This is a genomic window from Microbacterium sp. SWDP-B6 (assembly GCF_059803615.1).
In genome coordinates this window covers 157285-178745 of the sequence record NZ_JAPFGV010000004.1, presented here as the reverse complement: position 1 = coordinate 178745, position 21461 = coordinate 157285, and the positions used below count along the sequence as shown (strand labels likewise).

Here is a 21461-nt window from a genome sequence, read left to right as displayed (position 1 = left end):
GTCCAAGAACAATCGACGGATCGTGGACGATTGCTGTCGGGTTGCCCATCCGTACGACGAAATGTCAGAATTCAGGCACGGACGAAGGGGTTCCATGATCACGCTCGACGAGACCGACCACGCGATCCTCGCGGAGCTGAGGGCCGATGCGCGTGCGTCCATGACCGCCATCGCCGAAGCGGTGCACATCTCGAGGGCGGGCGCGCATGCGCGGATCAAGCGCCTCACCGATGCGGGCATCATCACCGGATACTCGGTGCGCACGGATCCGGTGCTGCTCGGCCACCACGCCAGCGCATACGTGACGCTGGCGATCGAGCAGGCGACGTGGCAGGAGGTCAGCGCCCGGCTCCGCGCCATCCCCGAGATCGAGCACATGGCACTCGTCGGCGGAGACTTCGACGTGATCCTGCTCGTCCGAGCGAGCGACGCGCGCGACCTCCGTCGGATCGTGCTGGAGGACATCCAGGCGATCCCGTCGATCAGGTCCACCCGCACCACTCTCATCTTCGAGGACTTCACCCTCGTCTGATCCGGTGTCCGAGCGGGGACGCCGAGGTCATCCCTTCGCACTCGGACATCTGCGGCGCACTCCTCGACAAGTGGGCCGCCCGACGGCGTCCGACAATGAGACGACCGCCAGTTCCTTGGCACGCGTCCCGCTCGAAGGAGAGTCCCGATGTCCGAATCCGCCGCATCCGCAGCCACCGCGCTGCTCGACCGCATCCAGGCGCCGGAGGGCGCCGGACGAGACATCCCGGATGCCGCCACACGTGACGTCATCGGTCGTGCCCCCGAGCATTCGGTCGGTGACCTCGACGAGGCGATCGCGCGGGCGCGGGCCGCGCAGCCCGGCTGGGAGTCCCTCGGGCACGCGAAGCGCAGCGAGCTGCTGATCGCGGCCGCCGATGCGATCGACGCGAACGCCGAAGCGCTCGCGCACCTCCTCTCGCGCGAACAGGGCAAGCCGCTCAACGGCCCCAACGCGCGCTTCGAGCTGGGTGCGTGCTCGGCGTGGCTGCGCACCAACGCGACGATCCCGATCGAGTCGCAGGTGCTCGTCGATGACGAGACCCTGCATGCCGAGCTCGTCTACAAGGCCGCCGGGGTCGTGGGCGCGATCGGTCCGTGGAACTGGCCGCTTATGATCACCGTCTGGCAGATCGGTCCGTCGCTGCGGATGGGCAACACCGTCGTCGCGAAGCCCAGCGAGTACACGCCCCTGAGCGTGCTCGCGATGCTGGCGGTGATGAACGACGTGCTGCCGGCCGACGTGCTCATCGGCGTCTCCGGCGACCGCGAGGTCGGCGCCCGCCTCGCCTCGCACCCCGACATCGACAAGATCATGTTCACCGGATCGACAGCCACCGGGCGCCGCATCATCGAGAGCTCGGCCGGCAACCTCGCCCGCCTCACCCTCGAGCTCGGGGGCAACGATGCCGGCATCGTGCTGCCCGGCACCGAGGTGTCGGCGATCGCCCAGGATCTCTTCTGGGGGGCGTTCATCAACACCGGTCAGACGTGCGCGGCGATGAAGCGCCTCTACGTGCACGACTCGGTCTACGACGAGGTCGTCGACGCGCTCGCCGAGATCGCGGCATCCGTGCCGATGGGCAACGGGCTCGACGAGAACAACGTGCTGGGTCCGCTGCAGAATCGCGCCCAGTTCGACATCGTGTCGAGGCTGGTGGAGGACGCGAAGGGCCGCGGCGCCCGTGTCGTCACCGGCGGCGAGGCGGCGCCCGAACTCGGCGAGCTGTTCTACCGGTCCACGATCGTCGCCGACATCGACAACGACGCGGCCCTCGTGCAGGAGGAGCAGTTCGGACCCGCGCTTCCCGTGATCAGGTACAGCGACGTCGACGAGGCGTTCGCCTTCGCCAACTCGGTCGACGTCGGTCTCGGCGCATCGGTCTGGGCGAGCGACCCCGAAGCCGCTCGCGAGGCGGCGACGCGCATGGAGTCGGGCACGGTGTGGATCAACTCGCACGGCGGGCTGCATCCCATGGTGCCGTTCGGCGGGGTGAAGAGTTCGGGCTACGGCCTCGAGTTCGGCGTCGAGGGGCTCAAGTCCGTCGCCGTGACCCAGGTCGTCTCGGGTCCGGGGCGGAAGGCTCAGGCATGAAGTCCGCGATCGTCGTCGGGGCAGGGACCTCGGGAGCGATCGTCGCACGACGGCTGGTGGATGCGGGAGTCGAGGTCACGCTGATCGAGGCCGGAGGGTACGACTCGAACCCCGCGATCCACGATCCGTCGAGGGCGGGGGAGCTCTGGCACTCGGCCGATGACTGGGACTTCTTCACCGTGCCGCAGGAGCACGCCGGCGGTCGCCGGCTGCATCTTCCGCGCGGAAAGGTCACCGGTGGGTCTCACGCGCTCAACGCCATGATCTGGGTGCGCGGCGCGGCCTCCGACTACGACGCGTGGGAGCGCGCGGGCGCGACCGGGTGGGGGTGGAGCACCGTCGAACCCGTCTTCGACGCGCTCGAGCACGACGTGCTGCCCGTCACCGACGACTACGAGCTCTCGCCGATCCAGGCGTCGATCATCGACGCGGCGGTCGAAGAAGGGCTGCCCCGCAATCCCGACTACAACGGCGGCACCCTCGACGGCGTCTCCCAGCAGCAGGTGACCATCCGCGACGGACGCCGGGTGAACACGTGGATGGCTTACGCCCAGCCCGTCGCCGACAGGCTCACGATCCTCACCGGACGCGAGGTGCATTCGGTGATCGTCGAGGAGGGTCGTGCCGTCGGCGTCCGGCTCGGATCCGGGGTCGACTCCGAGGATGTCCTCGCCGACGAGGTCGTGCTGTCCGCCGGTGCGATCGGATCGCCCGTGATCCTCCTCCGCTCCGGCATCGGCCCCGCCGACGAGCTCGCAGCCCTCGGCATCCCGGTCGTGGTCGATGCGCCCGGGGTGGGCAGGAACCTGCACGACCACCTGCTCTCTCCGGTCGTCTTCACGACGGAGCGGCCGGTGGGGCCGCCGCAGCCCGGCGTCTCGGTCACCCAGTCGCACCTCTTCTGGCGCAGTCACGACGACCTCGCAGAGCCCGACACGCAGCCGATCCACTTCTCGGTGCCGATGTGGGGCGACCTCGAACCTCGCGGAGACGACGGATTCACGCTCATGGCCGGCCTCGTGACGCCGCACAGCCGGGGCACGCTCACCCTGTCTGGTCCCGACCTCGCCGACCCTCCGCTGATCGACCTCGCTGCGCTCGCGGACGAGAGGGATGTCGCCTCGCTCGCGGCATCCGTGCGTCAGTGCCGTCGGATCGGCGGGCAGCCGGCGCTCGCCGACGCGTGGGGAGCGACCGAGGTGTATCCAGGCCCCGACGTGCCGGACGAGGGGATCGAGGACTGGGTGCGGCGCACCGCCATCACCTACCACCACCAGGTGGGCACCTGCCGGATGGGGTCGGATGCCGACGCGGTCGTCGATCCACTGCTGCGCGTCCGCGGCCTCGAGGGGCTGAGCGTGATCGATGCCTCGGTGATCCCGACCGTTCCGACGGGCAACACCAATGCGCCCGCCGCGATGATCGGCGAGCTCGGGGCGAGGTTGCTGCTCGGACGCTGACGGGGGTGCACGCGCGAAGAGCCCCCTCCTGCGAAATGCAGGAGGGGGCTTCGGCGTCTCGTCGGGCGTGCGTGTCTGTCAGCCCGCGGTGTAGACCTCGCGACCGGCGAACCACGTCGAGCGCACCGGGGTGTGCACGATCTCGTCGGCGGGGCCGGCGATCGCATCACGGGCCAGCACGACGAAGTCCGCCGACTTGCCCGGCACGAGCGACCCGGTCTCCGATCCGAGACCCATCGCGGTCGCGGCGTTGATCGTGAAGACCTCCAGCGCTTCTTCGGCGGTGATCGCCTGCTCGGGCCAGAGGACGCCGGGTGCGCGACCGAGGGGGTCGGCGCGCGTCACGAGTCCCTGCAGTCCTTCGAGCGTGTTCGGAGACTCGCTCACCGGCCAGTCGGAACCGCCGGCGACCAGCGCTCCTGCATCGATCAGGGCGCGGTTGGGCTGCGAATGCTCGGCTCGATCACCGAGCACCTCGGCCAGCGCCTGGGGGATCACACCGGGGAACCAGATGAACGGCGAGATGTCGGCCGATACATCGAGGGCTCGCAACCGGGGGATGTCGTCCGCGGCGAGGAACTGGCCGTGCGCGATCTGGATCGGGGTGGTGAAGCCGTCGGCGCGGATGCGTGCGGCGACGTCCAGCACGAGTCGTGCCGACCCGTCACCCGTGCAGTGCACCTTGGCGCCGAGTCCGCGCTCCGCGACCGAGCGCAGCCATGTGTGCAGCTCGTCGAAGTCCATCGTCGTCTCACCGTGGAAGTGGGCGCCGTGCACGGCATCCGCCACGTACGGCTCGAGGAACGACGCCGTCCGCGCGGGAGGCACCCCGTCGAGGAAGATCTTCACGAAGTCCGGTCGATGGTGCGGAGTCCGGTACTGCTCGCCGAGGTCGATGAGCGCCGCGCCGATCGGATCGAACCCGAAGATCTCGTCGTTGATCAGCAGCGACGACACGACCCAGGCGCTGAGCTCCTGAGACCGGTCGAGTGCCGCGAGCGCGGCGAGGATGTCTGTCGACACCCCGGCATCCTGGAACGTCGTGATGCCGAAGGAGTTGAGGATCTCGACGCCGCGGCGCGACGCCGCGATGTGCTGCTCGGCCGTCAGCCCGCCACTGCGGTCGTAGGCCTCCTGCACCGGGATGCCCGCGGCCTCGAGCAGCACCCCGGTCGGTGTCCCGTCGTCGGGATCGAGCAGGGTGACGCCGGCGGAGGGGATGCCGTCGGCGGTGATGCCGGCGAGCTGGAGTGCCCGGGTGCTCGCCCACCTGTTGTGCCTCGAGTCCTCGACCAGCACCACCGGTCGCCCTCCGGCCGCCTCATCGAGACGTTGCCTGGTCGCAGTGTTGGCGAGGGTCGGCAGCAGCGTGGTCGACACCGGGCCGCCCACGATCCACGCGTCAGGCGGCAGCGTCTGCGCCTTGTCGCGCACGAGGTCGAGGATGTCGTCGAGAGCGAGCGACGGCGGCAGCGAGAGCTCGAACAGCTCGGTGCGGCCGGCCATGGCGTGATGGTTGTGCACATCGACGAAACCGGGGTAGACCGCGGCGTCGCCGACGTCCAGCATCCGCGTGTCCGGCCCGCGGTGCGCCTGCATCTCGGCCCTGGTCCCGACGCCGAGGATCCGGCCGTCGCGCACGGCGAACGCCTCCACGACCGGCTTCCGGCGATCCGCCGTGCGGATCACCGAGCCCGTGACGATCAGCTCGGCCGACACCATCTCAGACGGCTCCGAACAGGGCGGGTTCGAGACCCTCTGCGTGATGCGTCGTCGAGAGCAGCCTGCCGTGCGCGCCGAACGTGAAGTGCGTCGGCACCTCGCCCGACTCGTCGAGTCCGAACAGCACGCCGTGCGAGCGGATCGCGTTCACATCGCGGTGGTCGGCGATCGTGACGGACGCGCACGGGATGACCTTCTCGCGCCACGCGAAGATGTAGATGCCGGGGCGCACCTCCCAGACGCTGTTCTCGTCGGTGTCGGCGAGACCTCGTTCGGGGCCGGCGAGGCACTGCCACGAGTACCAGCGCTCCGAGAGGTAGACGTGCTCGTATGCGTGCTCCTCGCTGTAGACCCACTCGACCCGCCGCCCGATGAGAGTCGTCGCCGGGGCGGGCTCGGCGCCCGTCACGGTCGCGCCTTCGATGATGCTCGGCGCGAACACGTGCTGCACGCGGGTGCGCCCCTGTTCCGGCGCAGGCAGGATCACCGAGATGACGGCGAGGGCGCGCCCGTGGCGGAGGTCGACGACGAGCGACACGGCCTCGTTCGGCAGGTACCTGTGGTGGAACTGCACGAAGTACAGGTCGTCATCGACCTCGAAGGCCTCGTAGTCGTCGGTGTCGGATGCCGGCGCTGTCGAATCCTCGGCACCGGGGCGGTAGTCCCACGTGACCGTGGTGTCGGCGAATCGGTGCGAGATGCGGGTTCCGCGCGCATCCACGACCGTGATCTCCCGACCGCTCAGCGCGGTCGTGTGCGGGGCCTTGTTGGCGTCGAACCCGGGGGCGAGGCCCTCGAGCGGAAGCCAGGTGGACGTGTCGGCGGGGTTCAGAGTCGTCATGTCTCTCCTCGAGATGGGGTGCGGGTCGGGTGAGCGTCAGCGGTCGCTGAATCGCTCGAGGTCGGATGCGAGGCCCTCGTACACGGCGGGCCTCGAGCGCTTCAGATAGGCGCCGTAGGCGATCCCGCCGATGAGAGCCACCACGAGCAGCAGCGGCATGAGGCGGATGGCGAGCTCTTCGGATCCGGCGACGATGTTGAAGTTCACGATCGCGAGCACCGAGATCGCGGCGATGCCGAGGAATCCGATGCCCGGAGCGATGAACGTGCTCCACCACCTCGGGTCACGGGAACGACGGAAGTACACGACGATCGAGATCGCTGCGAGTCCCTGCAGGATCAACACGCTCAGGGTGCCGAAGCCGAGCATCGCCGGCACCAGGGTGAGGATCGGGTCGGCACCGGCGATCGCGAAGATGATCGCCACGATCGCGGCGAATGAGGCCTGCACGATCCCCGCGATCTGCGGGGCGCCGTTGCGTCGCGTGCGGGCCAGTGCATGCGGAAGGATCCGCGCGCGCCCGAGGGAGTAGAGGTAGCGCGTGGCGGAGTTGTGGAACGCGAGCATCGCCGCGAACAGGCTGACGAGCAGCAGGATCATCATCACCGTGGTCAGCGGACCGCCGAGGTACTGCTGCGAGAGGGTGAAGATGAGGTCGCCCGTCGGCAGGTGCTCGAGAGCCGTGGTCTGTGCCTGCGCGACGCCGGTCGCGCTCACGACGGCCCACGTGGTGACGCCCAGGATCACGCCGATCGCGATGATCGAGGTGTAGGTCGCGCGCGGGATGGTGCGCAGCGGCTGCTTCGCCTCCTCGCTGAACAGGGCGGTCGCCTCGAAACCGAGGAAGCCTGTCGCGGCCAGGAGCAGGCCGATCGGCAGGGAGCCCGAGAACACGGCTTCGGGGCTGAAGGCGGCCACGTCGTATCCCGTCTGCACGAGCACCGAGACGTCGAAGACCACGAGCATCAGCACCTCGAGCACGAGGCACACCCCGAGGATCTTGGAGCTGAAGTCGACGCCGACCCTCGCCAGCACGAAGCAGACGACGATCGACAGCAGACCCCAGATCAGCCAGTGCACGTCGAGGCCCGTGAGGTCACGGATGATGTTCTGCATGAAGAAGCCGCTGGTGCCGATCGTGCCGACCACGAAGAAGTTGTAGCCGAGCGTGGCGATGAGGCCCGCGACGAGACCGCCCGTGCGGCCGAGACCCTTCACGACGAAGGCATAGAAGCCGCCGGCGTTCACGAGCTGCTTCGACATCTGCGCGTATCCCACGGCGAACAGCAGCAGGATCGCGGCGACCAGGAAGAAGGCCATCGGTGTGCCGCCACCGTTTCCGAGGGCGATCGCCAGGGAGGCGACGACCACGATGCCCGTCAGCGGTGCGACGGCGGCGAGCACGAGGAAGACGATCCCGGCGACGCCGAGCGCGCCGGGTCGAAGAGAGGTGTGGTCCTGCTGCGTCGTGGACGCAGATATCGGGTCTGCCACGTCGGCTCCTTTGCTGGGTGACGGCCGTGTCGAACGGCATCGAGGATGAGGGGGATCGTCGATAGAGCGAGTCTGCTCGCGCCGCGAGTCCGGCGGTTGACCCTGAGCGAAGGACGATGGTGCCAGCGCGCACAGCCGTCCATGCCGTGTTCCCGGCTTGCGCACGGCGGAGCAGGATGACCGTGATGACACCGCCGTCCTTGAGGAGCGCCGCCCGGCGCTGCCGCGGAGTCTCGGGGGAGATCATGGACCTGCAGCTGAGCGGCACGACCGCGCTGATCACGGGAGCAGCGAGCGGCATCGGGCGTGCGACGGCGCTCGCGCTCGCCGCGGAAGGGGTGCGTGTGGCCCTGCTCGATCGCGACGGTGCTGCGCTCGCTGAGACGGCACGCGGATGCCATGACGCCGTGGTGCGCGTGGCTGATGTCACCGACCAGGCACAGGTCGCGGATGCGGTCTCGACCTCCGTCGAAGAGCTCGGTGGGTTGGATGCTGTCGTCTGCTGCGCCGGGATCTCGGGCCCGGTCGGGTCGCCCATCGATGAGATCTCGCTGCTCGAGTGGAACACGGTGTTCGCCGTCAACGTCACGGGCGCGTTCCTCGTGCTGGCGCAGGCGCTCCCCGCGCTGCGCGCTTCGGCCACCGCATCCGTCGTGCTGCTCGCGAGCGACTCCGCGTTCGTGTCATCGCCGGGCATGGCGCCGTACTGCGCGTCGAAAGCGGCGCTCGTCCAATTGGGCCGGTCGCTGTCGGTGGATCTCGCCCGAGACGGCATCAGAGTGAACACGGTGGCGCCGTCGATCGTCGACACGCCGATGAGTCGGGGCGACCTCGGCGCCGATGCGTTCGTCGATCCATCGTTCGCGGTGCAGACGCCCGAAGACGTCGCCTCTCACGTGCTCTACCTCGTGTCACGACGCAGTGGAGCGATCAACGGCACGACGATCGTCAGCGACTTCGGGTATTCGGCCCGATCAGGATTCCCCGCCTGATGACCTCGGGGGCAGCGGATGGTGCGTGAGCGCGTGGACTTGCGCGTGAGCGCGTGAACTGCGCGGGAGCGCATCAGGAACAGGAGCAGACATGGGCATTGCAGTCGGATCGACGGTCTCGGGGCACGTCGTCGTCATCACCGGCGGCGGAACCGGCATCGGCGCGGCGGTCGCCGAACGGTATGCCGCAGAGGGCGCTCACGTCGTCGTGGTCGGGCGGCGGCCTGAGCCGCTGCGCGCCGTGGCGGATGCGGTGGGCGCTCATCCGATCGTCGCGGACGCCGCCGACACGGCATCCGCGCAGGCTGCGGTGGCTGAGGTGCTCGCGACGTTCGGGCGGCTCGACGTGCTGGTCGCGAACGCCGGCGGACACGGGTTCTCACCCGTCGCCGACACCGACGACGACAGCTGGGATGCGGCGATCCGCGCCAACCTCACCACGGCGTTCGTCATGGCGCGGGAGGCATTGCCGTCGCTGATCGAGGCGAAGGGGCAGATCGTGATCGTGTCGTCGCTCGCCGGTCTCTTCGCCGGGCCGTCTGTGGCCGGATACACGGTGGGCAAGCACGCTCTGATCGGTCTGACGCGGACCCTCGCCCGCGACTACGGACGTCGGGGTGTGCGCGTGAACGCGGTGTGCCCCGGGTGGGTGCAGACGCCGATGGCGGACGACGAGATGGATGAGTTCGCCACGCAGGCGGGCCTCGGGTCGCGCGAGGAGGCATATGCGACCGTGACGGCGGACGTGCCGCTGCAGCGACCGGCTCGCCCCGCCGAGATCGCGTCGGTCGTGCGGTTCCTCGGGTCGGGGGAGTCGTCGTACGTCACGGGTGCCGTGATCGTGGCGGACGGCGGATCCCACGTGGTGGATGTGCCGACGATCGCGTTCGATCGGGCGGGGATGTAGGGAGCATCTGTTCGGTGTTCGGTGTTCGGTGTTCGGTGTTCGGTGTTCGGTGTTCGGTGTTCGGTGCTCGGTGCTCGGTGCTCGGTGCTGGGCTGGGTTGGGCTGGGTTGGACTGGGCAGGGCCGGGCCGGGCCGGGCCGGGCTGGGTTGGACTGGGTTGGGTTGGGTTGGACTGGGCTGGGTTGGGTTGGGTTGGGTTGGGCAGGGCAGGGTTGGATTGGGTTGGATTGGGTTGGACTGGGTTGGACTGGGCAGGGCAGGGCAGGGGAGGGCAGGGGAGGGCAGGGGAGGGCAGGGCAGGGTTGGGTTGGCCGTGCCATGTGGCGTCGTGCAATGCCGTGTCGTGTCGTGTCGTGTCGTGTCGTGTCGTGCCGTGCCGTGCCGGGCGTGTCGTGTCGTGTCGTGCCGAGCGTGCCGTGCCGTGCCGAGCCAAGCCGGGCGTGCCGTGCCGAGCCGAGCCGAGCGTGCCGAGCTGTGTCGTGCGAGCGGTGCTATGCCGCCCCCTGTCATTAGAGCAGCATTCCGGGAGATTGGAATTTACTCCTGACCTTGGAAAAATTCGGGACTCTGCGGGTCTCGAATGTCGGTGGTCCCCGGTTGACTGGGGGTATGAACAGCACTGCGGAGCTTCTGGATCGGGTCGTCGCCGACCTCGACGCGGTGCTGTCCGACGACGGGCTGGCGGGGTTGTCGGATGCGGACCGGGTCGCGGTGTTGCAGGGTGCGGGGGCGGCGTTCCGGCGTGCCGAGGCGGTGATCGTGGAGACGATCGCGACGGGGGATCCGGGCGACTTTCCGCATTCGGCGGGCTGCCGGGGGCTGAATGAGCTGTTGCAGCGGACGGTCGGTGTGGATGTGCGGGGTGCGACCCGGGTCGACAGGGTCGTCGATCTGGTGCGGCGGCCGATGAGTCTGGCGGGGGAGAGGATGCCGGCACGGTGGGCGGAGATGCGGCTCGCCCTGCTGGACGGGGTGGTCGGGGTCGCGGGGTTTCTCGCCGCGACGGCGCCGATCGAGAAGGTGTGGGATCGGCTCACGGTCGATCAGCGGTTGGCGGCGGATGTCGCGTTGGCGGGGTGCGCCCGCGGTCACGGCCTCGAGGCGGATACGGATACGGATACGGATGCGGATGTCGATGAGGTCCCGGATGCGGATGACGACACGGCGGGTCCGTCGCCGACGGCGCAGGATCTGAAGGCTCTGGCGGAGGATCTCGCGTCGATGTTCGATCCGGATGGTGAGGAACCGAAAGACGAGGACGCGCGGCGTCGTCGGGGGATCACGATCGGCCGGGTGAAGGACGGCATGCATGCGATCCGCGGCTACCTGACCCCGGACGCCGCGGCCCAGTTGCAGCTCATCCTGGACGCGATCCTCAACCCCAAGGGCGACGGGCCGCCGATGCCCGGGGTGTTCTTCGCCCCGACCGGGGGCACCGATGCCGACACCGATTCTCCCGACGCCGACTCTTCTCCTGGTCCTGGTCCTGGTCCTGGTGCTGGTGCGAGCTCGAACGCTGACACGGATGCGGGGGAGGACCCGTTCAACTCCGACCCGCGGTCTGTGCTCGACGACCGCACCGCGGCCCAGAAACGCCACGACGCCCTGACCGCAGCGCTCGGGATCGCGGCCCGGCACAAGGACATGCCCACCCTCGGCGGTGCATCACCGGTCGTCGTCGTCACCGTCGACGCGAACGACCTCGCCACCCACTCCACTCATGCCCCCGGCCCCACAGGCGCCGCGTTCGGAGGAGCCGCCTTCGGGGGTGCCGCTTCCGAAGGTGTCGCCGCCGGGGGCGCTGGGTCTGGAGCGAGTGGCAATGGTGGGTGGGCGACGATCCCAGGATCCGGCGCCCATGTTCCCGTCTCTGTCGCCGCGCAGATCGCATGCTCAGGAGCGATCCAGCGCGTGCTCATGGACGAGGGGCGGATCATCGGGATCACGACCACGGATCGGATCTTCACCGTGCACCAACGGCGGGCGATCATCGCCCGCGACAAGGAGTGCCTGATCCCCGGATGCCACGTCCCCGCCTCATGGTGCGAGATCCACCACGTCACCGAGCACGCCAGGGGCGGCCCCACGCACACCGATAACGGTGTGCCGTTGTGCTGGTGGCACCACCGCTCCCTCGGCACCTCCGGATGGGAGATCCGGATGAACGACGGCCTCCCACAGGTCCGCGGCCCGGCATGGTGGGACCCCGGCCAGCGATGGCGCACCCCACGACTCAGTGCAGCGCAATTCAAAGTTCCCGCGCGCTTCGCCCGCGCCGGATGACATGGGAGAAATCAACCACACCGCCACGAACGGTCAGAGCACGCCTCAACGGTGCTCCGCCGAGGAGCTACTCGCGCGCCTCCGACGTGTCGGGTCTCAGCGCGTCGTCGGAGCGGCGTCACGCCGCACTGCCGATGCGATGATCTCCCGATGCGATGGTCTCGCCGCAGCGCCGCAGCGCCGCAGCGCCGCAGCGCCGCAGGCCGCAGCGCCGCAGCGCCGCAGTCCGGCAGTCCGGCAGTCCCGCAGTCCTGCACTCGCCGCAGCAGCGTCAGCGGGTCACTGCGTCACCGCCGTGCCCACGCCACCGCATCATCGAACGGTGAGCTCGAACCCGTCAGCGGTCGGAACCACGGCCACCTGCGTGAGATCGTCGACGTGGAAGGTCGGCTGGTGAGACGTCGCGTGAGAGCCCACGCCGACGACTCGCATCCCTGCAGCATGGGCGGCCTGGATACCCGCGCCGGAGTCCTCGAACACGACGCAGTCGGCGGGGTCGATGCCGAGCAGCTTCGCACCCAGCAGGAAGCCTTCAGGGTCCGGCTTCGATGCCGACACGCTCTCTGCGGTCACGGTCAGCGAGGGCACCGTGAGCCCCGCCTGGCCCATGCGGGCGTTCATCAGCGTCACGTCGGCGGACGTCACGATCGCATGCGGATAGGGGCGCAGAGCATCGAGCAGCACGTCGGCGCCCTCGATCGCGATGACGCCATCGACGTCCTTGCTCTCGTTCGCCAGCATCACGGCGTTCTCTCGGATGTTGATCTCGTGATCCCGCTCCGGAAGCATGATCGCCATGCTCTGATGTCCCTGGCGACCGTGCACGACATGCAGCACCGTCGCCGGGTCGATTCCGTGCGGCGCGGCCCACTCCAGCCACAGCCGTTCCACGACGGCGGTCGAATCGACGAGAGTGCCGTCCATGTCGAGCAGGACGGCGCGGGCGCTGATGGTCTCAGTCATCCCCTCAGGCTACTGCGCAGCAGCCGGAGTCCGAGGCGACCGACCATCACCCTCCGAGGTACGCGCGATGCAGCAGTTGCGAGTCCTCTTTCAACTCCTCGGCGGTGCCCTGGAAAGAGACGCGGCCGCCGGCGACCACGACGGCCTCCCGAGCGAGCCCGAGGGCGAGCTGCGTGAACTGTTCCACGAGCAGCACGCCGACGCCGGATTCGGCGATCGACTTCACGATCGGCATGAGCCGCATGAAGACCACCGGCGCGAGCCCGAGCGACATCTCATCGATCAACAGGATCCGGGGCTTCGCGGCGAACGCACGGGCGAGCACCACCATCTGCTGCTCGCCACCGGACAGCAGAGCGGTGGGGGAGTCGATGCGCTTCTCGAGTTCGGGGAACTGCGCGAGCGCAGCATCCAGTTCCGCAGGCGTCCGCGCAGTGAGCGAGATGTTCTCGCGCACCGTCAGCGACGGGAACACGGCTCGCCCCTGCTCGATGTGCACGATGCCGCGGCGCGCCCTCGACACCCGGGACAGCTTGTCGATCGGCTCGCCGTCGAGCATCAGCGACCCCGAGGAGTGCGGGGTCACGCCGGACACCGATTCGATCAGGCTCGTCTTGCCCGCTCCGTTCGGTCCGACCAGGGCCAGCACCTCTCCACCTCTGACCGTCAGGCTCACGTCCGAGATCACGGGTCCTGCGCCGCGACTCACGGTCACCGAATTCAGCACGAGTTCGCTCACTTCAGCAGCTCCGTCTCTCCCATGTAGGCCTTCACGACCTCGGGGTTCGCGAGCACTTCGGCCTGCGGCCCACTCGCGAGCACTCGACCGAAGTCGAGCACGGTGAGCGTCGGGCACACCGAGCGCACCAGATCCAGGTCGTGCTCGATGATGATCAGCGCCACGCCGTAGCGAGCGGGCAGCTCACGCAGTCTCGCGGCGAGAGCGAGGTGCTCATCGTGCGACAGGCCGGCCGCCGGCTCGTCGAGGATCAGCAGTCGCGGCCGCGATATCACGTTCGCCGCCACCTCGACGAGCCGTCTGGTGCCGACATCGACGCTCGAGAGACGCGCACGCGCCGGGGGGCATCCGAAGAACTCCAGCACCTCGTCGATGTCGGAGGCAGCCAGTCGTCGCCGCGCCACGAACCTGACGTATGCGCCGACGGTGAGCGCCGGCGGCACCCTGTCCTGCTGGAAGGTGCGGCGCAGACCGAGTCGTGCGCGACGCGTGGGCGAAAGGCCGGCCAGGTCTCGATCTCCGAGCAGCACCCGCCCTCCGTGCTTCGGCAGGAATCCGCTGATCGCATCCACGAAGGTCGACTTGCCCGCTCCGTTCGGGCCGATGAGTCCCATGATCGACGCCGCGGGCACCTGGAACGACACGTCGTCGAGTGCCTTGAGCGCGCCGAACTGCACCGTGAGCCCCTCGACCGTCAGCACGGGTGCGCCGTCCAGCGCACGCTCGTCGACGGTCGCGGTGGTCGTGGTCGTGATGACCGTGTCGCCCGCCTCGGCATCCGGAGGCAGCGCCGTCAGGGTCGCCGACGCCGTCTTGCGATCCGCGCGTTTCCAGAGGAGGGTGCGGATGCCCTGCCCGAGGTTGGTTCCGCTGGTGATCGCCTGCACGCCGAGCACTCCGAAGACGACGAATGCCCAGTCCTGCGGCACTCCCCAGCGCTTCAGAAGTTCGGGGACCAGCACCCAGAGGATGCCGCCGAGGATCGCCATGTCGATCAGATGCGCTCCCGACATGACGGCGAGCACGTAGAGGGCGAGTGACTGCAGCGGGGTGAAGCTCGATGCGAACGGAAGCTGCACCTGACCGGCGAGCAGCCCGCCGGCGATGCCGCCGAGTGCGGCCGAGACAGCGAACGCGGTGAGCTTCGCGCTCTGCACGCTCTGGCCGGCAGCCGCGGTGCCGCGTTCCGAGAAGGCGACGGCCTTCCAGCTCGAGCCCCAGCGTCCGCGCTGCAGGAAGAACACGCCCAATGCGCAGACGGCGAGCACCACCACCGAGAGGAAGAAGAACTCTCGGTCGTTCGAGAACAACGTGGGGCGCTCGACGGCCGTGCCGTCGGCGGAGCCGGGGAACTGGATCTGCACGAGGGTGACGTCTGCGGCAGCGGCGAAGCCCAGGGTGACGACGGCGAGGTTGACACCGCGCAGCCGCAGCGCCGGAAGACCGACGAGGATGCCGACGAGGCCCGCCGCGATGCCGCCCACCACGAGCCAGACGACGAAACCGCCCGGGGCCTGCATGACGTTCAGCAGGGACACGATCCAGGCGCCCACCGCGGCGAAGGTGAGTTGGCACAGCGCGATCATTCCGGCAGACCCGGTGACGATGCCGAGTCCCAGGATCGCGATGGCCGCGACGACCGCGCTGATCGCGAGGAAGACGAAGTAGCCGGGAAGCGCCGTGCTCAGGACGGCACCCGCCCCGACCGCGACGGCGGCGACGGCGAGAGGCCAGGACAGACGGAACCAGGGATGATCAGCGAGCGGCATCCCACACCTCCTTGCGCTGCGTCCACAGAAGCAGGACGACGATGAACAGGAACGGGAGGAAGTTGCGCACGAGCGCGACCTCGTCGATCTGCGCGACGAGACCGCCGAGCACACCGAGCACGACTCCGCCGACGACGGCGAGATCGAGTCGGCGGAAACCCCCGAGCAGCGCGGCGGCTGCGGCAGGGACGATGAGCATCGCGAGGCTGGTCGCGTCGTTCGACTGCGACGGCGCGACGATCATGATCGCGATCGCGCTGATCACGCCGGTGACGAACCACACGGCGATCGACAGCGGGCGCGATCGGATGCCGAGGAGTTCGGCGGTCGTCGGGCGTTCCGACAGCGCGCGCAGCTGCGTGCCGACCCTCGTTCGGCGCAGGACGATCCGCACCGCGACCGCCGTCACGATCGCCATGACGACTGTGGCGATCGTCACCTGACTGATCACGACCCCGCCGAAGGAGAACGCAGGACCGGCGATGATCGGCGTGAAGGGCTGCGGCTTGTTGCCGAACAGGATGAACGACATCGAGATCAGCAGCAGCAGGGGACCGACGGTCATCGCCGATCGCGTGGTGGTGGAGGCCTCGGAGAGCCAGGTCGCGGCGATCCATCCGATCGCGGCGGAGAGCACCCCGCCGATGAGCACGCCGAGCACGGAGCCGAGCCAGATCGGCAGCCCCAGTTCGCTGACGAACCATACGGCGCTGAAGGCGCCGAACATCCCGGTCGCGGCCTGGGCGAAGTTGACGACACGAACGAGGCGTGACATCAGGGTCAGGCACACTCCGAGGACCGCGTAGAGACCGCCGGCGGCGAGACCGGCGATGGCGCCTTGCAGCATGAGGCGTCCTTTCTGGTGTGAGGGGGAGGAGGACCTGCCGCCGAGAATGCGCTCGGCGGCAGGCGAAGGGCGGCTACTCGCCGATGCGGAGCCAGTCGTCGGCGACCTTCTCCCAGGCGTTCGTGCCGGATTCGAGGATGATCGGCCAGCCGGCGGTGTTCTGCGTGCCGAAGGCATAGGGCGTTCCGACCATGGGGTTCTCGATCGGTTCCATCCCTCGCAGCGCCTCGGTGACGGTCTCGCGTGTGATGTCGCCGTCGATGCCCTCGAGCACCTCGATGAAGTAGGTCGCCGCGAGGTATCCGCCCTGACTGAACGAGGTGAGGGGGATGTCGTTCGCTTCCATCAGCTCTCGCCAGTCGGCGTTGATCTCGTCGTCGTCCGTGAACGGGTAGAACTCGGCGGGGACGTAGATGCCGGCGCCCGCATCGTCGATCGCGTCGGCGAAGTTCTCGCTGTAGACGCTGGTCAGGTAGAGCCAGGTCACGTCGTCCCATCCCTGGGCGTTCGCAGCCTTGACCTGGCCGATCGCGTCGGGTTCGACCGGATTGATCGCGAGTGCCTTGCACCCCTGCTCGCGGGCCTTCACGATGTAGGGCGTGTAGTCCGATGCGCCGTAGGGCACGGTGTCGTCGACGTACTTCGGCTCTTTGCCGGTGATCTCGGTCCATCTGTCGATCGCGGCCTGGTAGGTCGGGCGCGTGGAACCTGCGATCTCCAGCAGGATGCAGATGTCATCGAGCCCGAGCACCTCGGAGCCGTACTGCAGGGTGAGGGTCATGTCGTTGAACGGGCCGACGTTCGCGGGCGAGATGTTGTCGCTGGCGAAGCAGCCGGTGTCCACCCCGATGCCGGGAAGCGACAGGATGTCCTCCTGCTCGTAGTACTTCGCGTTGATCTCGCACTCGATCAGGCTCGCCGATCCGACCAGGGCGACGGCCCCGTCGCTGCCGACGAGCTCGCGGGCGGATGCCGTGGCGGTCGCCGGGTCTCCCTTGTCATCGAGGGTCTTGTACTCGATGGTGCGTCCGTCGAGGCCGCCGGCCTCGTTGAACGCGTCGAACACGGCGGCGGCCGCGAGGGATGCCTCGGGGAACGTCGCCGGGCCGCTGATCGTGTTCACGGAGCCGACGACGATGGGGGAGCCCTCGCCGCCCCCGCTGCCGTCTCCGCCGGCGCAGCCGGCCAGGGTGAGGGCCGCCACGGCGATGAGCGCCGCAGTGCCGGATACTCGCTTGTTCATGTGATTCCTGCCTCTCGTGTGCTTCGGGACTGCTGCGGTCAGTCGCGCAGCGCGCGGTTGACCAGTTCGGTGTCGGTGAACTGCTCGAAAGCGACGACCCTGTGATCGATCAGGCGCCAGACGTGCGCGACGCGGGCGGCGAAGAATCGGCCGGTCGCTCGGTACGTACCCGAGTAGGTGCCGATGCCCACGACCACGTCTCCGCCGTCGATGACCTCGTCGATGGCGACCGTGTAGTCGTCCCACTCGTCTTGGATGCGCTGGAAGACACCCGCAGCCACCGCATCCGGTCCCAGGTATGTGCCGGCGTAGGGGAAGCCGGCGGCCTCGGTCCAGCTCACGTCGTCGGCGAGCGGTGCGAGCATGCCGTCGAGGTCGCCGCGGTCGCTCGCCGCGTAGTGCGCGGTGATGATGTCTGCGTTGCTCATCGGAGTCCTTCCTGAAAGTCGTCGGTCAGACGGGCTGAGCGTCGGGGTACTCGACGGACCCGAGCGGATAGATGTGGCCGCCGCCTCGTGAGTGCTCGGCGTCGCCGTCGCCGTTCAGGCCGAGGAAGATCCCGGTCGTCATCAGCTGGTAGCCGAGGTCGTGCAGCCAGACACTCGCGACCGCGATGCGGAACTCACGGAAGCAGAACAGGTAGAGCCCGTCGGCGAACTTCCAGACCGTCGAGAGGTCCATGTCGCCGTGCCCGCGCTGCACACCCTCCAGGCACTGCCATGCATAGCGGCGGCTCGAGATGTACACGTGCTCGTAGAGGTGGTGCGGGCTGTATCGGTAGACGTTGCGCTTGCCGATGAGGTCTCGGCTCGGCCCGGGCACTGAGCCCGTCGCGGTGCCGCCGTCGGTGGTCGCCGCCCAGAAGTCCTGCCCGACCTGCGGGATGCCCTCGACGGCCTCGGCCGCGATCCGCGACCGCACGACGGTCGCCCGGTGCGTCGTCGTCGAGTACACGACGGTGATGGCCTCGCGCTCGCGGCTCTCGAGCGGGATGTTCACGAACACCACATCGTCGCGCACGGCCACGGCGTCGTACGGGTCGGTGCCGTCTGCTCCCAGGCCCGACCAGGTGACGGCGATCGCGTCGAACGTCAACGAGAGCGTCGAGCCGTCATCGAGGGCGAGCGCCAGCGCGGTGCCCGACAGCGAGGCGTTCGGCAGTCGGAAGGTGTCGATGCCCGCGGCGAACTCGTCGTAGGTGCGCCATTCGTCGACGGCGGAATCGGTCGTGACAGGGGCGATCATGGGGGTCCTGACGTCGCATCCAGCGGAGCATCGTCGCTCCGGGCATCGCGTCATCGCGGTGCGCTTGCCCCATGCTCCGGCCGGGCACGGCATCCGCTCAAGAGAGGCGGCCCCATCGCGCGCCGACAGTCAACCGGCGTGCCCTGCAGAGCAAGGATGAGGCGGGAGTCTGCCGTGCCGTCGTCCTCGCCGCGCTCTCGGCTGTCAGGATGAGGCATGCGAACAGAACCTCGGCCGGCCCTGTCGCCGGCGGTCAAGGCAGTCGCCTGGACGGCATCCGTCTTCTTCGCTCTGCTCCTCTTCGCCGTGGCGTGGGCGTGGTGCGGAATGTCCTACGAGGAGCAGTTCAGCGAGCAGTCCAAGGCCGTCAGCGCCGGGTCGACGATGGAGGGCTGGGGATTCACCGTCGGCCTCGTGCCGGTGCTGGTGTTCCATGCCCTGGTCGCGATCGGAGCGTTCTTCGCCGTCCACGACGGTGGACGGCGCGGAGTGCCGGCAAGTCTGGCGCTGGCGGTGGTGCTCGTCATTGCGGTATCGCTGCCGGGTTTCGTCGCGGTGCAGCTGCTCTACGGAGGCACGATGTTCGCACCGCCGGTCTACGTTCCCTGACAGGCCGTACGCCGAGCGCCGTTCGCCGGGCCGAACGGTGCCGGGTCAGTGCGCGGCGCGGTACTCGCTGGGGGAGATGCCGAAGGCGGTTTTGAATGCGCGACTGAAGTGCGCCGCATCGACGAAGCCCCACCGGGCGGCGATCGCGGCGACGGGACGATCGGCGAGCATCGGGTCGAGCAGATCACGACGGCACTGCTCGAGGCGGCGCGTGCGGATCCACGTCGAGACGGTCACGCCCTGCTCCTGGAACAGTCCGTGCAGGTGGCGGGTCGAGATGAAATGCGCCGACGCGATGGTCGCAGGTCCGAGGTCGGTCGAGGCGAGGTTGCGGTCGATGTACGAGCGGATGCGCTGCACGAGAGCGCGATGAGGATCGGCCGACACTTCGTCGAGGCCGAGCTCGCGGGTGAACACCGTCGTGACGAGGTCCAGCGCGCTGTGCGCCAGCCGGGCTCCCGTCGTTCCGGCGAGCTGATCGAGGTTGCCGGCGAGCTGCGTGAGATAGGGCACGACCATCCCGCCGAGACCGCCCTGACCCGAGATCCGCACAGCGGTGAGCTGCCCGATCATGTCGGAGGGGAGGCTGATCAGATGCTTCGGGAACATGACGACCATCGTGCGGAAGTCGTCGTCGAAGACCAGGGAGTAGGGGCGATCGGTGTCGTACACGGCGAGATCCCCGGCCTGGAGCACGGCTTCCCGTTCGTCCTGGATCAGCATCCCGGTGCCTGCGAGCATGAGGCTGAGCTTGAAGTACGACCGGTCGCTGCGCGCGATGAGCTCGGGCGTCCGCTCCACGACGTGGGACGTGGCGCGCACCTCGTTCACGTGCACCTCATCGACCGACGCGCCGCGGATGATCCCGCGGAAGTGGTCGGGCCCGGCGGTCGAGACCTGCAGCGGCACGAAGGACTCCGAGACGGCGGCGCGGAATTCGCTGATGTTGCGCGCGACGAGCGTCGACACCGATTCGGCGGGGGCGGCGAGTGCACCGTTCATGACTGATCACCTCGGGTGGTGGAACGACGACGTTGTATACGATCCGTGCCGTGATGTTATCACCGGCACCGTCCAGAGGGCGAGGCTTCTATGATGTGGGCGGAGGCCAGCGATGCGATATCTCGGCGACAAGGTCATGCAGGTCCTGCGTCAGCTGCGGGGACCCGACACGGCGGATGCGGTGTTCGAAGCCACCGCGCTGATCGTCGGGGCGGTGTTCTTCGTGCTCGGGTTCGCGATCGGGTGGCCGGTCTTCTGGGGCCAGGAGATGGCGATCAGCGGCACCGGCTCGATCGGAGCGTTCGCAGCCTATGGGGGTGCGATCACCGCGGTGCTCGCCTTCGCGCTCGGCCGCCTCGTCGTCAGGCCCGCGACGATCGCGCCGGACGGCACCCGCGACGGATTCAGCGTCCCGGGGGATCGGTTGCGCTGGTACGACCTGGCCGCGATCGCCTTCGCGCATGCAGCCATCGCCTACCTGGGGTGGCTCGGCATCGCCGAGCTGCTCGAGCGCAGCTTCACCGACGCCCCGGTCTTCGCGTTTCCGGGCGCGGTCCTGGTGGCTGTGGCGTTCGCCCTCACCGCCTATGTGACATTCCTCAGCGCCGTGGCGCTGACGCCGACAGTGCTGTCGCTCGTGCTCGCGGTGTTCCTCGTGGTCGGCGCATTCGCCGCGATGCTCGCCTCCAGCGATGTGCACTGGTGGCAGGACAACCTCTCGGCGCTCGGTATGAGCACCAACAGTGCTTCGGCCGCCTTCAACATCACACTGATCATCGCCGGCGTCATGGTCACGACGATCGCGCGCTACGCCACGGCGGGGCTGCCGGTGGACGACCCGATCGATCGGCGCGGCCGCTTCATCGTGCGCGGCGGTCTGATCCTGATGGGCATCTTCCTCGCGTGCGTCGGGATCTTCCCCGTCGACGAGTTCTTCCTCGTGCACAACACGGTGGCCACCGGCATGGTCGTCGTGTTCGCGGTCGTCGTGGTGGGTCTGCCGTGGTTCCTGCGCACGATCCCTCGGGTCTTCGTGGCGTTCGGCTGGGCCTACGTGCTGGTGATCATCCTGCTCGCGTCGTTCTTCGCCGTCGGCTACTACAACCTCACAGCGGTCGAGCTGATCGCCGCCGTGCTCATCTTCAGCTGGATCATCGTGTTCCTGCGGACGGCTGGATCGGTCGATCCGGAGCGTCGGCACGAGCCGGTTCCGGCCTGAG

Annotated in this window: 19 protein-coding genes; 8 read left to right on the top strand and 11 right to left on the bottom strand. The window is 68.7% G+C overall.

Translation table 11 applies throughout. The features are described from left to right. Positions 1–94: 94 nt before the first annotated feature. The 3 genes from OPU70_RS08130 to OPU70_RS08120 all read left to right on the top strand — a co-directional run bounded on the left by OPU70_RS08130 (position 95) and on the right by OPU70_RS08120 (position 3585). Positions 95–532, top strand: coding sequence for an Lrp/AsnC family transcriptional regulator (locus tag OPU70_RS08130; protein ID WP_042541627.1), 438 nt, complete (start codon positions 95–97; stop codon positions 530–532). Positions 533–679: 147 nt separating this feature from the next. Then, positions 680–2125: an aldehyde dehydrogenase family protein gene (locus tag OPU70_RS08125; protein ID WP_498557500.1), complete on the top strand. Its 1446-nt coding sequence runs from the start codon at positions 680–682 to the stop codon at positions 2123–2125. Beyond that, positions 2122–3585 (top strand): GMC family oxidoreductase, encoded by a 1464-nt coding sequence (locus OPU70_RS08120; protein WP_498557499.1) that lies wholly within the window; start codon positions 2122–2124, stop codon positions 3583–3585. The genes OPU70_RS08125 and OPU70_RS08120 overlap by 4 nt, the downstream gene beginning before the upstream one ends. A 78-nt stretch (positions 3586–3663) precedes the next feature. Here the strand turns inward: OPU70_RS08120 and OPU70_RS08115 are convergent, their stop codons facing one another. The 3 genes from OPU70_RS08115 to OPU70_RS08105 are packed head-to-tail and all read right to left on the bottom strand — an operon-like array spanning position 3664 to position 7642. Continuing rightward, positions 3664–5307, bottom strand: a complete 1644-nt coding sequence (locus tag OPU70_RS08115; protein WP_475435553.1) for an amidohydrolase — start codon at positions 5305–5307, stop codon at positions 3664–3666. Position 5308: 1 nt separating this feature from the next. Further along, positions 5309–6148, bottom strand: a complete 840-nt coding sequence (locus OPU70_RS08110; protein ID WP_079112447.1) for a molybdenum cofactor biosynthesis F family protein — start codon at positions 6146–6148, stop codon at positions 5309–5311. Positions 6149–6184: 36 nt separating this feature from the next. After that, positions 6185–7642, bottom strand: a complete 1458-nt coding sequence (locus OPU70_RS08105) for an APC family permease (protein WP_079112448.1) — start codon at positions 7640–7642, stop codon at positions 6185–6187. Positions 7643–7827: 185 nt separating this feature from the next. On the opposite strand from OPU70_RS08105, the gene OPU70_RS08100 reads away from it, so the two are divergent. The 3 genes from OPU70_RS08100 to OPU70_RS08090 all read left to right on the top strand — a co-directional run bounded on the left by OPU70_RS08100 (position 7828) and on the right by OPU70_RS08090 (position 11824). After that, positions 7828–8634, top strand: coding sequence for an SDR family NAD(P)-dependent oxidoreductase (locus OPU70_RS08100; protein ID WP_228385663.1), 807 nt, complete (start codon positions 7828–7830; stop codon positions 8632–8634). A gap of 91 nt (positions 8635–8725) precedes the next feature. Then, positions 8726–9541 carry an SDR family NAD(P)-dependent oxidoreductase gene (locus OPU70_RS08095; RefSeq protein ID WP_042541621.1) on the top strand — a complete coding sequence of 272 codons (816 nt, stop codon included), beginning with the start codon at positions 8726–8728 and terminating at the stop codon, positions 9539–9541. 609 nt (positions 9542–10150) lie between these two features. Next, entirely contained in the window at positions 10151–11824 is a 1674-nt protein-coding gene (locus OPU70_RS08090) for an HNH endonuclease signature motif containing protein (protein ID WP_498557498.1), read from the top strand. A 312-nt stretch (positions 11825–12136) separates the two neighbouring features. Here the strand turns inward: OPU70_RS08090 and OPU70_RS08085 are convergent, their stop codons facing one another. The 7 genes from OPU70_RS08085 to OPU70_RS08055 form a co-directional block, all read right to left on the bottom strand. Beyond that, complete coding sequence (locus tag OPU70_RS08085; RefSeq protein WP_042542125.1) at positions 12137–12787, bottom strand: HAD-IA family hydrolase; 651 nt, start codon at positions 12785–12787, stop codon at positions 12137–12139. A gap of 46 nt (positions 12788–12833) precedes the next feature. Continuing rightward, positions 12834–13526, bottom strand: a complete 693-nt coding sequence (locus OPU70_RS08080) for an ABC transporter ATP-binding protein (RefSeq protein WP_042542124.1) — start codon at positions 13524–13526, stop codon at positions 12834–12836. After that, complete coding sequence (locus OPU70_RS08075; protein ID WP_498557497.1) at positions 13523–15295, bottom strand: branched-chain amino acid ABC transporter ATP-binding protein/permease; 1773 nt, start codon at positions 15293–15295, stop codon at positions 13523–13525. Before OPU70_RS08075 ends, OPU70_RS08080 begins: the two co-directional genes overlap by 4 nt. Then, positions 15282–16142, bottom strand: coding sequence for a branched-chain amino acid ABC transporter permease (locus OPU70_RS08070; protein WP_042542122.1), 861 nt, complete (start codon positions 16140–16142; stop codon positions 15282–15284). The genes OPU70_RS08075 and OPU70_RS08070 overlap by 14 nt, the downstream gene beginning before the upstream one ends. Before the next feature lie 73 nt (positions 16143–16215). Continuing rightward, entirely contained in the window at positions 16216–17385 is a 1170-nt protein-coding gene (locus OPU70_RS08065; protein WP_498557496.1) for an ABC transporter substrate-binding protein, read from the bottom strand. A gap of 38 nt (positions 17386–17423) precedes the next feature. Further along, on the bottom strand, positions 17424–17813 hold the full coding sequence (locus tag OPU70_RS08060; RefSeq protein WP_079112455.1) for a nuclear transport factor 2 family protein: 390 nt from the start codon (positions 17811–17813) through the stop codon (positions 17424–17426). A gap of 25 nt (positions 17814–17838) precedes the next feature. Next, complete coding sequence (locus OPU70_RS08055) at positions 17839–18630, bottom strand: MoaF C-terminal domain-containing protein (protein WP_498557495.1); 792 nt, start codon at positions 18628–18630, stop codon at positions 17839–17841. A gap of 216 nt (positions 18631–18846) precedes the next feature. Here OPU70_RS08055 and OPU70_RS08050 point away from each other — a divergent pair, with 216 nt between their 5' ends. Further along, complete coding sequence (locus OPU70_RS08050) at positions 18847–19239, top strand: hypothetical protein (protein WP_498557494.1); 393 nt, start codon at positions 18847–18849, stop codon at positions 19237–19239. Positions 19240–19284: 45 nt separating this feature from the next. On the opposite strand, the gene OPU70_RS08045 is transcribed toward OPU70_RS08050, so the two are convergent. Beyond that, positions 19285–20241 (bottom strand): AraC-like ligand-binding domain-containing protein, encoded by a 957-nt coding sequence (locus tag OPU70_RS08045; protein WP_498557493.1) that lies wholly within the window; start codon positions 20239–20241, stop codon positions 19285–19287. A 112-nt stretch (positions 20242–20353) separates the two neighbouring features. Between OPU70_RS08045 and OPU70_RS08040 the strand changes: the two genes are divergently transcribed. Further along, positions 20354–21460: a DUF998 domain-containing protein gene (locus OPU70_RS08040; RefSeq protein WP_042542117.1), complete on the top strand. Its 1107-nt coding sequence runs from the start codon at positions 20354–20356 to the stop codon at positions 21458–21460. Position 21461: the final 1 nt, after the last annotated feature.